Genomic DNA, 12,983 nt, shown 5'->3' with positions numbered 1-12,983 from the left:
ACGGCGGTCGGGCGACGGGACCTTGGAGACCGAGACCCTAACGGGGCGTGGTGATTCCGTGAGCATCGATCCATCGGCCGTCGAGGCCGTCGCGCCGGCCTTGCTGAACGTCGAGAAGTCCGCGGCGGTCCCGGCCTGGTTCCCGGGCTGGGCCCGCGACTTCGCCGAGCAGTTCTACGCCGGCGCGAGCTGCCTGTTCGTCCTCCACGGCAACGTCCACGACCTGGTCCGCCAGTCCGACGACCCGCCCGTGACCTACGGCAGCGTCGCCGATTTCCTGACGTCCCAACTCTTCGGCAACTGGGACGTCGTCCTGCGTCACGACCTCAGCCACGGCCTCCGCGTCTTCGCCGGCAGCGACGGCGACCGCCTGCGCAAGATGGTCTCACGCCTCTCCGAGCGGATCGGCGAGCCCAAGGCCTGGCCCCGCGACCCGGACGCGATCCTCGACCTGCTCGACCGCCTGATCCAGTCCAACCTGATGGAGACCGACCCCGCCAAGCGGCTGAGCATCGCCGTCGTCTTCGACCACGCGCAGTATCTGGCGCCGTCGAGCGACCTGGCCCAGCTCTCCGGGCCGCTGGGGTCGCGCCTGGTTCGGCTGCTCTCCTGGGCGCAGAACCCGTACATCAAGCGCAACAACATGTCCTTCTGCCTGCTGTCCGATCAGCTCAGCGAGGTCAACGAGCGGCTGGTCGGCAGCCCCCACGTCTCGGCGCTCGCCGTGCCGATGCCCGACGTCGTCCAGCGCAAGGCCTTCGCCGAGTGGTTCGACGGCCGCGACGGCAAGCTCGGGAACCTGACCGACTTCACGCCCGAGCAGCTCGCCGACCTCACCAGCGGGTTGAACCTGGTCAGCCTGGAACGGCTGCTGGTGCTCGCCGAGCGCGCCCACGTCAAGCTCGACGCCGACAGCCTCAAGAAGCTCAAAAAAGGCCTCATCGAGCGCCAGGCCCGCGGCCTGGTCGAGTTCGTCGAGCCCCCCACGACGATGGACGACTTCGTCGGCAACGAAGGGGTCAAGCAACGCCTCATCGAGGACGCGAAGCTCCTGGCGAAGGGCCGGCTCGACGCCGCGCCGATGGGCTATCTGATCTGCGGCCCCGTGGGGACCGGCAAGACCTACCTGGCCGAGTGCTTCGCGGGATCGGTGGGCGTCCCCTGCGTCAAACTCCGCAACTTCCGCTCGAAGTACGTCGGCGAGACCGAGGGGAACCTGGAACAGCTCCTGAACGTCCTCCGCGCGATGGGGCCGGTCGTCGTCGTCATCGACGAGGCCGACGCCGCGCTCGGCAACCGCGAAGGGGGCGGCGACTCGGGGACGTCCAGCCGCGTCTTCTCGATGATCGCCAGCCAGATGGGCGACACCCGCTATCGCGGCAAGCTCATCTGGATGCTGCTCACCAGCCGGCCCGACCTGCTGCCGATCGACCTGAAACGCCAGGGCCGCGCCGAGGTCCACCTTCCGCTGTTCAACCCGCCCGACGACGAGGAGGTGCGCACCATGTTCCTCGCCATGGCGCGCAAGAACAAGTTCCGCCTCGACCCCGCGTTGCTGCCCGAGGGCCTCTCGAAGCACGGCTTCAGCGGGGCCGACATCGAGAGCATCGTCCTGTCGGCCAAGCGGCTGGCCCTCACCCAGAGCCGCGAGCAGGCGACGGCCGACGACCTCGCGCACGCGCTCGACGATTTCGTGCCCTCCGCCCAGGGGCTCGAGAAGGAGAAGCAGGAGCTGGCGGCGGTGCTCGAGTGCACGTCGAAGTCGTTCCTTCCCACCGAGTGGAAGGACCGCTTGAACCAGCCCGACGCCCGGGCCAAACTCCAGGAACGCATGGCCGCCATCCGGCGCGTCATCGAAGAATGAACCGAACGGGGAGACACGCGATGTCGAACGCGAAGAAGCACCGGACGCCCTGGCTGGACGACGAAGGCGAGGCGCCGCTGGTCCACGAATACGCCGAGAAGCTCGGCGGCTTCATGTCCGCCATGGCCGACGGCAAGATCGAGAAGCACGAGCTCGAGCACCAGGAGGAGCGCGTCGTCGCCCTCATGAAGAAGATCGAGCCCGAGCTCGACCCGGCGCTTCACGAGCAGGTCACCCGACTCCTCTGCGAGCTGACGGCCTACAACATCATGCACACCCTGCACGGCCTCCTCGAAGCCGCCCCCAAGACCAAGTTCCGGGGCTGAGGACGAGAGCCGCGAATCGCTCCCGAGAAGCGAGCCGTCGAGCGGATGGAGCCGCCGACGACTCGTCTCGGTCCCCCTCCCCGCCCCTGGAAATCGCGGCGCGGCCCGGCAATCGACCCCGCCCGACTCGCCTTCCATCCTCTCCCTTCTTCATCCGTCGCCCCACGTCCTTGGGCGATTCCCTGCGGCCCGATCTCACGTCCCTCGTCGGGCCGAAGACCCTCCTCGTCGCGAGCCTTCACTCTTTTATGGATGATCGCAGGCGTCGAGGCGACTGCGTCAGGGCCTCGGTTCTTCGCGGTCTGGACTTGAGAGACGATTCGACGAGTCGCGATGCCGCATGGGCGTTTCGCCCGCATGACCGGCCGGCATATCGACCATACCATGATCCATCCATCTTTCGACCCGGGTCACATTCTGTCGGGATTTTCCGTTGGACTCGGGGCGAGTCGCCCTTTACCCTTTTGGGAATTACCCTTCAGCCTTCCCGAAGTGCCGGGGCCGCGAGCGATTGGCACCGTCGACCGCGACGCCGCTGCTCCGGACGAGCCAAGCCTTCTTTGAGCCTCCTTGCTTCAGTCGCCTCGCCTTTCGTGACGAGAATGGACTCCGACAGGATTCTTCTCGTGCCACGGCCCGCAGAACGATGGTGGGGGTGCATCGCCCCCTCCTCTGGAAGTCTCCCTCATGGTTCGCCCTGCGCGCCGGCGGTCGGCGTATCGGGGGTGTCGAGTCTCGCGAGCGTGAGACCGGATTTCGTGGTCCGTCCTTCTCTCTCAGGAGTGATGCTGCATGTCTTCGACGCATTCGTTCATCCTTAAGGCCTCGTTCGGGGTCCTCTTCCTCGGGGCGGCCTGCCTGCTCTTCGGCTGCGGCGATTCGACCCCGAAAACCGGGACCACGGTCTACTCGAGTCCCGAGGAGGTCTCCGCGAAGAACCAGGGGCTGAAGGACGCCATGAAGGGCGGGGCCTACGGGTCGGCGGGCAAGAAGGCCGCGAACAGCATCCAGTGAGCCGCACTTCGGAGGGGGGTGGGATCATCCCCTCTCCCGCCGAAGTGAGGCCGAGCCAGGGAATTACGGGCGCCTCGCGAGGTTCTCATCGCTACTCTCCTAAACCGACTTCGCGAGGTAGCGGGAAGCGGCGTTTCGTCCGGTCGTATCGTATTTTCCCCATATTTCGTCGAGAGGAGTCGCCCTTGCAATCTCGTCGTGGATTCACGCTCATCGAACTGCTGGTTGTGATCGCCATCATCGCCGTCCTGATCGCCCTGCTCCTGCCCGCCGTCCAGTCGGCGCGCGAGGCGGCCCGGCGGTCGCAATGCATCAACAACCTGAAGCAGATCGGCCTGGCGGCGCACAACTATCACAGCTCGGTCGGGTGCTTCCCGCTCGCCGGTTCGAAGAACGCGTTCGGCGGCCCCGGGGACTTCCATCCCTGGAGCAGCTGGAGCGCCCAGGCCATGTTGCTGGGCTACATGGAGCAGGCGCCGCTCTACAACGCCGCCAATTTCAGCTGGTCGCCCACGATCGGCGGTGCGGGATACGTCATGAACACCACCGTCTCCGACGCCGTCATCAACGCCTTCCTCTGCCCCTCGGACGGATTCGCCGGCAAGGCCAACATCAACAGCTACTACGCCTCATACGGGACGACCGTCGAGCAGGGCGGCTTCGAGTCGAACCAGCCCTCGCAGAGCAGCGGACTCTACTGCCAGTACACGATCTACACGGTCGCGGACTGCACGGACGGATCGTCGAACACCGTCGCCTTCGGCGAGTCGCTCACGGGCGACAACGCGGGCACGACCAGCGCGTATCGGGGGAACATGGAGCTGGGCGCCAGCGGTGCGAAGGTGACGGGGTACGTGCTCGACGGCTCGTCGCGCATGGCGGACGTCATCGCCGACCTCCAGACCTGCGCCATCGCGTCCAGGAACACGACGAACGGCAGCATCTCGAGCGCCCGCGGCTTTCGCTGGGGCTACTCGGCGACGGGATACTCGATGTTCAACGTCCTCCAGACGCCGAACGAGCTGAAGTTCAACGGCTGCCGCTTCGGCTGCGGCGGCGGTTGCGACCCGAGCTATGGCTATTCGTACGGCCTGTCCAGCAACCACGCCGGCGGCGTCAACGTCGCGTTCGGCGACGGCAGCGTCCGGTTCATCAAGGACTCGATCAGCCGACCGACCTGGTGGGCGCTCGGCACTCGGAGCGGCGGCGAGGTCGTCAGCTCGGACAGCTTCTGATCCCGACCGGGTAAGGTCCATCCCGATCGCTCCGGGGACGAGTCGCGGCCGGCGGGCATCCACGCCGGCCGCACTCGAGCCGGAGCGATGTTTCGCGCGCGGCCCGGCCGCGTCCTGAGGATGAACAGCCATGCGACCCCGGCTCTCCGCCTGCCTGATCCTCGGCCTGGTCGTCTCGACTCGTGCCGCCGCCGGGGACCTCAAGGCCGACTCGCCCGTGACCTTCCCCAAGCAAGGGGCCTTGCCCGCGAAATATCCGGCCGATGAACCGGCCCGGGACGGCTCCCAGCCGGAAGAGGGATATCACCTCTCCTCCACCCCCGAGCGCTCGCTCTCCCAGATCGTCAAGATCCAGGCCGAGATGCCCTCGGGCCGCTTCGCCCCGCCAACGCACGACTGGGGTCCGTTGAGCCGCACGCGCCGGATCCTGGCCGAGGGGGGCTCGCTCCGTTTGCTGGCGGTCGGCGACAGCATCGTGAACGACACCATGCGCTCGGCGTGGGTGGCGAAGCTCCGCGAGGCCTACCCGAAGGCCAGTATCGAGGCCAGAGTCTATGTTCGGGGCGGCGGGGGCTGCCAGCATTACAAGGAAGAGAGTCGCGTCGCCCGATTCATCGGCCCGCTCAAGCCCGACCTGGTCCTGATCGGCGGCATCAGCCAGAAGGACGTCGCCAGCATCCGCGAGGTCGTCCACCAGCTCCGCGCGATCCGTCCCGACGTGGAGATCTTGCTCTTCACCGGCGCCTTCGGCACTGCTGACCCCCGCGTTCCCGACGAGCTGGCCCGCGCCGCCCACTCGGGGACCGGCGAATACGGAAAGGCCCTCAAGCCCCTGGCCGTCGAGGAGCGTTGCGCCTACCTGGACATGACGACCCCCTGGGCCGAATACATCCGCTCGGCGGGCGTCCATCCCCACCTTTTCTACCGCGACGAGGTCCACGCCAACGAATACGGCGAGCAGGTCCTGTCGAAGATCCTCATATCCTTCTTCGAAGGGGCCGGGAATCCTGTGACAGCTGGCGGCAAATAGCCGTTCGCGGCTCCTTTCACTTCCATTGCTCGTCGAAGAATCCTTCCGCGACGACCTGTTCCGAAGGGCCGATGCGGAAGACCGCGAAGTCGGGAAGATGGGGGTACAAAAGGGCGTTCGTCCCCTGGAACTCGCGTGCGCCGAAGGTGGGGCCCGTGTTGATCACGACGTAGCGGAGTGGATTGCGCGGGTTGGCCTGGATCAGGACGGGGGCGTGATCCTGGGCCGGGTAGACGCCGCCGCGGAGCTGGCACTCGTCGGCGTTCCAGGTGAGGCCGATCTCCGGCGCGAGGTCCCTGATCCAGGAGTTCGCCCCCGTGTCGCCGAACAGGATCAGGTTGTGGTTTGCGACGTCCTGTGCGGTGACGTCGACGTCGTTCTTGATGGTCAAAGTCCCGCGCATCCAGCGCTCCCATTCGGCGGCGAAGCGGACGAGCCGCGCCTCGGCCCACTCGCAGACCCGAGGGTTGGCCGGGCGTCCGGTGCCGCGGATGCAGAGGAACGCGTCCGTGAACGCGTCGTCGATCGGCCCCTGGACGCCCGGATGCTTCACGCGTGCGATGTTCGTCTTGACGCCCCGCACCTGCTCGGCGTCGAGCGGACGCCAGCCGTCACGCCCCCGGCGAAAGACGGCTTCGGCTGATTCGCCGGCCTCGCCGGGGAGCGGGAATTCTCGGCCGTCCAGGCGGACCGTCTCCGCGGGGCGACGCACCACCGACAGGACGGCGACGTTCTTGGTCTTGACGTCCGCCACGTCGCCCTGAAGGTCGGCGTCCAGCGTGGCGGGGACGTAGTGCTGGCCCAGGCGAAGGATCTTGAGCCAGCCGACCTCCGGGTATTTCAGGGTGTACGTGACGAACCGGATCCGGCGGGGAAGGCGGTCGGATCCCCGTGCGGCGCGCTCGTCGTGGAAGGCCTTCAACTGCGCCGCACTGTCCTTGTCGACGGCGTGCCCCATGCCCTTGCCCACGATCCGTCGGAAGTCTGGACCGACGGCCGTCGTCACCAACCCCTTCGTCTCCATCGCGACCCCCTGGGCCTGGAGCGCTTCGAGGATATTCAGGGAGGCCTGGGCCTGGGGATCGACCTCGCCGCCGTAGCCCGCGACGGGGACGTTGTAGGCGTTGCGGGCGTAGTCGACGGCGTCGTAGATCCTCAGGAGCTTGCGGGTGGTCTCGGAAGGGTCGACGAGCTTGGCGTAGCGGATCGTCTCGGTGAACCCCGCGCCGGCCTCCACCGACGACCAGCGGCTGGGATGGTGCAACCCCAGGTGCCAGGCCCCTGCGCCGCCCATCGAGAAGCCGCGGAGTACGATCCGGCGACTGTCGACCCGGTAGATGATGCGAACTGCCCTGATGGCCTCGAGCACGTCGGTCTCGCCGGCCCAGCGAAAGGCGTTGTTGCCCCGCCCGTAGACGTGCAGGACCATGCTGGTCTGCCCGTCGGCGGCCGGCTCGCCGTCGTGGGCGTCGAAGAACCGGACCTCGCTGAGCCGCGCGTCGCGGCCGTGGAGCACCACGTCGAGCCGCGACGGCCCGCCGTCGGGCTCTTGCACCTTCGGGAGGACGACCGCATAAGGCTGGACCGAGCCGTCGATCCGCGATCGATAGCCCCGGACCGTCCCTCCTTCCGCCCAGGCCCAGGGCCTCCGACCTTCGGCGAGCGCCCGGGCGCGATCGAGCCCCTTGTCGAGGACCCTGAGCGTCCGGCCGACGTCGCGAGCGTCGAAGAACTCCTGGAACTTCAAGGCCCAGACGGCCACCTTGTGCGCGATCTCGGCGTCGGCCACGGCGTCGGCGCCGTCAAACCCCGCGGCCTCCCTCCTCGCCCTGGCCACATCCAGGGCCCGGCCCAGCTCGGCGATCTTCTCCTCGATCGTCGCACGCTCGGCCTGCGTCGGCGTGTACAGCCGCGCGCTCTCGGGCACCTGCCAGGCGTGGGCCGTCGACCCGATGGCGAGGAGCATGACCAATCCCGCGGCGATCGTCGTCCAACTCGTCATCGTGGAAGGCCCTCTCAATATTCGATGATGACGACGTCGTGGACGTCGTCGACGAGGGCGGAGACGCCCGTCGCGTCGAACGTCACCACCGAGGTCGGGTTCGCGACGCGGGCTTTCAAGGGGGGCGTCGCCAGGCTGATCCGGGCCCGGAACGTGGGCGCGTCTTCGATCAGGCCGGGGATGACGTAGGGCCGGTTCGAGCCCGGCGTCGTCGTCGGGCTCGGCACGGCGGCGATCAGGTGGACGCGGATCGTCCGCGAGCCTGGGTCGTCGGTCACGACCGACTCGACGTAGGTCGGGGCCTGAACCCGCACGCGGGGCGAGGGCTGGAGCAGGCGGACCGCGTTCGCGAGCAGCTTTCGGGCCTCGACGATCGGGTGCTCGCTCGCGAACGCGGCGTCGGGCGAACCGGCGAACGTCAGGACGCGGCCCTTGCCGACGTCGTGGAGCAGGACGGCGGGGCCGACCACCTCGCCCGCGCTCATCGGCCAGCCGGTCCCCTCCTTGCCCTGCTTCTGACGGACCGTACGATGGGGCGATAGCAGCTCGCCGATCGGCGTCGCCGTCGTCGGCTCGTAGACCGCGGCCGGGCCTTCCACCAGGAACGACCAGCCGGCCTCGATGCCCTCGCCCAGCGGCGAAGGGGCGTCGGCCGGCAGACGGACGTGGTTGTCCTCGCCGTCGAGCCGGCGCACGAGCCGGGCGCCGATCAGGTCTTCGAGCGACGACCGTTCCTGCGACTCGCCGCGCCAGCCGAGCAGGCCGCTCCAACCAGTGACGATCAGCCGGCCTCCCGATTCGACGTGGCGCTGCAGGCTGACGACCTCGTCCTTCGAGAGGATCGCCGCGTTGGGCAGGATCACGACGGGGAACTTCGCCAACGATTCGGCCGTCGCGTTTTCGTCGAGCGCGACGCCCCAGGGGATGTGCTCCATCACCATCGCGCGATGGGCCCCCTGGAACGCGCGGAAGGCGCGTGCGGGCTGCTCGCGGCCGTACCAGTCGCGCGTCCGGGACGAGAAGTAGATCGCGACGTCCTGGATCGGGGCGCCCGCCAGGCTCGCCCGGCCGCCCTTGGCCTCGCGGAACGCGGCGCCGATGCGGCGGTAGGCGACGGGGTCGAGGCCGCCGTCGTATCCGGTCTTGTCGACCATGGTCACGAAGGCCCCGTGGGCCAGGAGCGTCGCCAGCTCCCAGCGGATGTCGTTGAGCGGCCGGGTCGTCTGGTCGTGGTACATCCGCACCCCGCGCTGGATGGCGACCTGGAACGGCTGCCCCGGCGTTGCGGCTCGGTAGAACTCGGCGTTCAGGCCGACCCCGAGGCTGCTGAAGCCCCAGACGCCGGTCTCGCCCGTCAAGAAGTCGCTGTTGCCGCCGTGCTGCACCGGGCGCTGGCCGACCTCGAAGGAGAAGGGCGGGTTGCCGTGATAGTTGAAGTCGACCGTCGCGGCGGGCCTCTGATCCTTGACGTGGCGGTAGAGGGCCCTCATGAACCGCCGGCTCGTGTCGTACCGGAAGGCGAGCATGCGGTCCCAAGACTCGTCCCAGGTCGCGCCGGCGGGTTGGGCGACGTGGTACTCGGCCTCGAAGAGCTTGCGGCAGGCGTCGCACCAGCAGCCGTACGGGGCCCCGAACCCCTGGTCGAGCATGTCGACGTGGAAGCCGTCGATCCCGTAGGCGAGCATCTCGGATGTCAGGGCCTTGAGCGTTTCGAGGTAGCCCGAGTTGAGGCAGAAGCGACCCGGGATGATCGCGCCGTCGGCCCCGCGCATGGCGAACTCGGGGTGCGACGCCAGGTAGGCGCCGCCTTGCTGCACGACGCAGTAGGCGATGACGGGGAGGCCGTGCTTCGCCGCCTCGCCGACGGTCTCGCGGAGCACGTCGCGCCCGCCCAGGCCGGGGCATTTGGCGACGACCTTCGAATCGTAATAGGCGTACTCGCCGTCTCGGGCCCAGATCACGACGTACTCGGCCCCCGCCTCCACGCAGCGGCGGACGACGTCGCGGCCGTTGAATCGGGCCGCATAGCCGACGTCGGACGGGTCCGAGCCGAACTGGGCCCCGGTCGGGCCGACCTCCATGCCGACCAGAAGACGACGATACCAGGGAAGCTCGTCGCCGCCGAGCGCCGTCGCGCCCGTCGCCAGGAGGCCGATCAGGGCCGTGAGCCGCAGGAAACGCGTCGTCATCGGGGCGTCCCAGAGAGGAAGGAGAGGCGAGGCGTCGAGCGAAACCGTTTCGCGGATGGAGCGATTAAATCCCCTCGCCGCCCCACATACAAGCGGCCCGAGGCGACGCCGGTCGGGCTCGGATCCTCGCGGAAGAACCATCTCCGCGAGGTCCGGGACCGCGTTCACTCTCGCTCGCCTCGGCCGCGAAGCCCCTCGCCAGGGCCTTTGACGTCGGCCTGCCAACGTTTACCATGCAGTGCAAGGTCGGGTGGCCGGGGAGGCTCGCGCGGAGCCTTTCGCCGGCTCGAAACCGAGGGGCGCGGGGTGAAGCGGTCGCGTCCGCCTCGTCGGGCCTTCCGCAACCGCAGCCGACGGGATCCGGCCCTGCGGAGGAGATGACGACGATGCGTATGCGAGCCCTGCTGCCGGCGCTGGCCGCCGCAGCGGTCATGAACGCGATGAACGCGCGCGGCGACGACGCCGAAGGCGACCTCAAGAAGCTGGAAGGGACCTGGACCACGACCGCCGCCGGCGGCGAGGCCGCGACCTACGTCTTCGAGGGCAAGACCCTCAAGATCAAGGCCCCGTCCCGGTCCTACACGATGGAGGTCTCGCTCGACCCCGCGGCCAAGCCGTCGAAGACCATCGACCTGAAGATCGTCGAGGGACCCGACGACGCCAAGGACAAGACGTCGAAGGGGATCTACAAGTTCGAGAACGACGATACGTTCGTCTTCTGCTTCCGGCCCGAAGGCGACCGTCCCGACGCGTTCGAGCAGGTCGGCTTCGAGCAGTTCCTGACCACGCTGAAGCGCAAGCCCTCGGACGCCAAGCCCAAGCCCAAGGCCGACGAGCCCACCGCCGACGCCCCGCTGCCCGAAGGCTGGCCGAGCGGCACCAAGGTCGGGGCGATCGAGGTCAAGCGTTACCCGGCCTACCGGAGCGCCGTGAATCGGACCAAGGACGTCGACATGGACGGCATGGGCCGGCTGTTCTGGCCGCTCTTCCTGCACATCACCCAGAAGAAGATCGCCATGACCGCGCCGGTCGTCATGACCTTCGACCCCAAGGCGGCCCCGGCCGCCGAGGCCCAGGGCGACGTCTCGATGGAGTTCCTCTACCGACAACCGACCCAGGGCGAAGCCGGCCAGGGATTCGGCCCGGTGGCCGTCGAGGATCGGCCGGCGGCGACCGTCGTCAGCCTGGGACTCCTGGGCCGGCCCGGCGACGCGGGCTTCCGCGAGTCGATCGCCAAACTGCGGGCCTGGCTCGACGAGCACAAGGCCGAATGGGTCGAGTCGGGGGCGCCCCGAATGCTCGGCTATCACGGCCCGATGACCCCGGCCGATCGCCAGTTCTTCGAAGTCCAGATCCCGATCCGGCCTGTCGACAAGGCGAAATGATCGAGCCGTGCGCACGGAAGGCGTCGTTGCGACGTCCTCGCGTCCCTCCGGCTGGAGAAGAGCCGTGTTTTACTCGACATACCTCTTCCTGATCCTCGCGGCCGCCGGGCTGGTAACATGGGGAGCCCTGCAATGGGTCTGCCTCGGCTGGGTCGTCCGCATCTATCGGCGGGCGGACGGCCCGGGCTCCTACGCCTGGACGATCCTCGGCGCCCTCGGGTGCATGGCGTCGATCCCGATCTTCGGCACGGCGTTCTTGCTCTGGGTCAACGTCCTGTGGCTTTTTCTCGGCCGGAACTGAACGATTTCCCCGACGTCCCTGCGAAGAGCGACGGTCGTTCCCACCCACCAGGAAATGGTTCATGCCTCCCGAGGAAACCACGACGGCCGCCGAGGGTTTCGTCGAGACCCTATCTGAACGCCCGCCCGCGACGCCGCCCAGCCTCCTCGATCGTCGGCGCACGATCGCGCCGGCCGGGTTCAACCGCTGGCTGATTCCGCCCGCGGCGATGGCCGTCCACCTGTGCATCGGCGAGGTCTACGGCTTCAGCGTCTTCAACGTGCCGCTGACCCGCGTCGTCGGCGTGACGAGTTCCGTCGAAGGCCGCGACTGGACCATCCCGCAGGTGGGCTGGTGCTATTCGATCGCCCTCATCATGCTCGGGCTGTCGGCCGCCTTCCTCGGTCGCTGGGTCGAGCGGATCGGGCCGAGGAAGACCATCTGCGCGGGGGCCTGCTGCTTCTGCGGCGGCCTGCTGCTGGCGAGCCTGGCCGTCTCGTTGCACAGCTTGGTGCTGCTCTACCTGGGATACGGCGTGCTCGGGGGCGTCGGACTGGGTCTAGGCTACATCGCGCCGGTGTCGACCCTCGTCAGGTGGTTCCCCGACCGGCCGGGCCTGGCGACCGGCCTGGCGATCATGGGCTTCGGCGGCGGCGCGCTCATCGGCGCTCCGCTGGGCGTCGAGCTGATGGGCGCGTTCAAGTCGGCCGCGTCGGTCGGCGTGCAGGAGGCGTTCGTCGTCATGGCTCTCGCCTACTTCGCCATGATGATGTTCGGCGCGTTCACGATTCGCGTCCCCGTCCCGGGCTGGCGTCCCGAGGGGTTCGTCCCCGCCGCGAAGCCGAAGGGCCTGGTCACGCACGCGGACGTCTCGCTCGACCACGCCTGGAAGACGCCCCAGTTCTGGCTGCTCTGGGTCGTGCTCTGCATGAACGTCACGGCCGGGATCGGGATCCTGGGCCAGGCCTCGCTGATCTGTCAGGACATGTTCGGCGTCCCGGCGGCGGTGGGCGGCGGATTCGCGGGGCTGCTCAGCCTGGCGAACATGTCCGGCCGGCTCGTCTGGTCGTCGGCGTCGGACTACATCGGGCGGAAGGGGATCTACTGCGTCTTCTTCCTGCTGGGAGCCGTCCTGTACGCCCTGGTGCCGATTGCCCAGGCCCGCCAGAGCGTGCCGCTCTTCGTGCTGCTGACGGCGCTCATCATCTCCATGTACGGCGGCGGCTTCGCGACGACCCCCGCCTACCTCCGCGACCTGTTCGGCACGATGCACCTGGGGGCCATCCACGGCCGCCTCATCACCGCCTGGTCGATGGCCGCGGTCCTGGGCCCCCAGCTCGTCAACTACATCTCGACCTACCGGATCGAGCACGGCGTCCCCCGCGCCGAGGCGTACAACGCGACGATGTACCTGATGGCCGCGCTCCTGCTGGTCGGCCTGGCCTGCAACCTGCTCATCCGGCCCGTCGAGGAGCGCCTCCACCACCGCGAAGCCCCCTCGGCGGCCTGACCTCGTCCCGACGTTCGACGAAGGAGCCTGAGTCGTGAAGTCCTCGCCGTTCCGCCTCGCCCTCGCGTGGGGCCTCGTGCTGATCCCCTTGGGTTGGGGCGTCTTCCAGAGCCTGACCAAGTCGCTGCCGCTCTTTCAACGCTGAGGC

The 12,983-nt window shown here is 68.4% G+C and carries 11 protein-coding genes; 9 read left to right on the top strand and 2 right to left on the bottom strand.

The window, feature by feature from the left end; genetic code table 11:
* Positions 1-58: 58 nt before the first annotated feature.
* The 5 genes from PZE19_RS33150 (at position 59) to PZE19_RS21410 (ending at position 5,469) form a co-directional block, all read left to right on the top strand.
* On the top strand, positions 59-1,864 hold the full coding sequence (locus tag PZE19_RS33150) for an ATP-binding protein (protein WP_277862641.1): 1,806 nt from the start codon (positions 59-61) through the stop codon (positions 1,862-1,864).
* A 20-nt stretch (positions 1,865-1,884) separates the two neighbouring features.
* A complete protein-coding gene (locus PZE19_RS21425; protein ID WP_277862640.1) occupies positions 1,885-2,190 on the top strand; it encodes a hypothetical protein in 306 nt (101 codons plus the stop codon).
* A 792-nt stretch (positions 2,191-2,982) separates the two neighbouring features.
* Positions 2,983-3,204 (top strand): hypothetical protein, encoded by a 222-nt coding sequence (locus PZE19_RS21420; protein ID WP_277862639.1) that lies wholly within the window; start codon positions 2,983-2,985, stop codon positions 3,202-3,204.
* 185 nt (positions 3,205-3,389) lie between these two features.
* Positions 3,390-4,439 carry a DUF1559 family PulG-like putative transporter gene (locus tag PZE19_RS21415; RefSeq protein ID WP_277862638.1) on the top strand — a complete coding sequence of 350 codons (1,050 nt, stop codon included), beginning with the start codon at positions 3,390-3,392 and terminating at the stop codon, positions 4,437-4,439.
* Between the two features lie 130 nt (positions 4,440-4,569).
* Positions 4,570-5,469 (top strand): SGNH/GDSL hydrolase family protein, encoded by a 900-nt coding sequence (locus PZE19_RS21410; protein ID WP_277862637.1) that lies wholly within the window; start codon positions 4,570-4,572, stop codon positions 5,467-5,469.
* A gap of 16 nt (positions 5,470-5,485) precedes the next feature.
* On the opposite strand, the gene PZE19_RS21405 is transcribed toward PZE19_RS21410, so the two are convergent.
* Positions 5,486-7,471 carry an alpha/beta hydrolase gene (locus PZE19_RS21405; RefSeq protein ID WP_277862636.1) on the bottom strand — a complete coding sequence of 662 codons (1,986 nt, stop codon included), beginning with the start codon at positions 7,469-7,471 and terminating at the stop codon, positions 5,486-5,488.
* A 14-nt stretch (positions 7,472-7,485) separates the two neighbouring features.
* Positions 7,486-9,660, bottom strand: coding sequence for a beta-galactosidase trimerization domain-containing protein (locus PZE19_RS21400; RefSeq protein ID WP_277862635.1), 2,175 nt, complete (start codon positions 9,658-9,660; stop codon positions 7,486-7,488).
* A gap of 386 nt (positions 9,661-10,046) precedes the next feature.
* Between PZE19_RS21400 and PZE19_RS21395 the strand changes: the two genes are divergently transcribed.
* From PZE19_RS21395 to PZE19_RS33375, 4 genes are all read left to right on the top strand, one after another.
* On the top strand, positions 10,047-11,045 hold the full coding sequence (locus PZE19_RS21395) for a heme-binding protein (protein ID WP_277862634.1): 999 nt from the start codon (positions 10,047-10,049) through the stop codon (positions 11,043-11,045).
* Positions 11,046-11,109: 64 nt separating this feature from the next.
* Positions 11,110-11,346 (top strand): hypothetical protein, encoded by a 237-nt coding sequence (locus tag PZE19_RS21390; protein ID WP_277862633.1) that lies wholly within the window; start codon positions 11,110-11,112, stop codon positions 11,344-11,346.
* Positions 11,347-11,407: 61 nt separating this feature from the next.
* Positions 11,408-12,835, top strand: a complete 1,428-nt coding sequence (locus PZE19_RS21385; protein WP_277862632.1) for an L-lactate MFS transporter — start codon at positions 11,408-11,410, stop codon at positions 12,833-12,835.
* Positions 12,836-12,869: 34 nt separating this feature from the next.
* Entirely contained in the window at positions 12,870-12,980 is a 111-nt protein-coding gene (locus PZE19_RS33375; RefSeq protein ID WP_438269982.1) for an MFS transporter small subunit, read from the top strand.
* Positions 12,981-12,983: the final 3 nt, after the last annotated feature.

The organism is Paludisphaera mucosa (genome assembly GCF_029589435.1).
GTDB classification, from domain to species: Bacteria; Planctomycetota; Planctomycetia; order Isosphaerales; family Isosphaeraceae; genus Paludisphaera; species Paludisphaera mucosa.
Note: the sequence above shows the minus strand (reverse complement) of the source record. Positions and strands in the feature narration are given on the sequence as shown.

What these genes read in the sequence shown, in the direction of transcription:
- PZE19_RS21395 (WP_277862634.1), top strand. Translation starts at nt 10,047, where the DNA reads ATGCGTATGCGAGCCCTGCTGCCGGCGCTGGCCGCCGCAGCGGTCATG.
- PZE19_RS21410 (WP_277862637.1), top strand. Translation starts at nt 4,570, where the DNA reads ATGCGACCCCGGCTCTCCGCCTGCCTGATCCTCGGCCTGGTCGTCTCG.
- PZE19_RS21385 (WP_277862632.1), top strand. Translation starts at nt 11,408, where the DNA reads ATGCCTCCCGAGGAAACCACGACGGCCGCCGAGGGTTTCGTCGAGACC.
- PZE19_RS21400 (WP_277862635.1), bottom strand. Translation starts at nt 9,660, where the DNA reads ATGACGACGCGTTTCCTGCGGCTCACGGCCCTGATCGGCCTCCTGGCG.
- PZE19_RS21420 (WP_277862639.1), top strand. Translation starts at nt 2,983, where the DNA reads ATGTCTTCGACGCATTCGTTCATCCTTAAGGCCTCGTTCGGGGTCCTC.
- PZE19_RS21425 (WP_277862640.1), top strand. Translation starts at nt 1,885, where the DNA reads ATGTCGAACGCGAAGAAGCACCGGACGCCCTGGCTGGACGACGAAGGC.
- PZE19_RS21405 (WP_277862636.1), bottom strand. Translation starts at nt 7,471, where the DNA reads ATGACGAGTTGGACGACGATCGCCGCGGGATTGGTCATGCTCCTCGCC.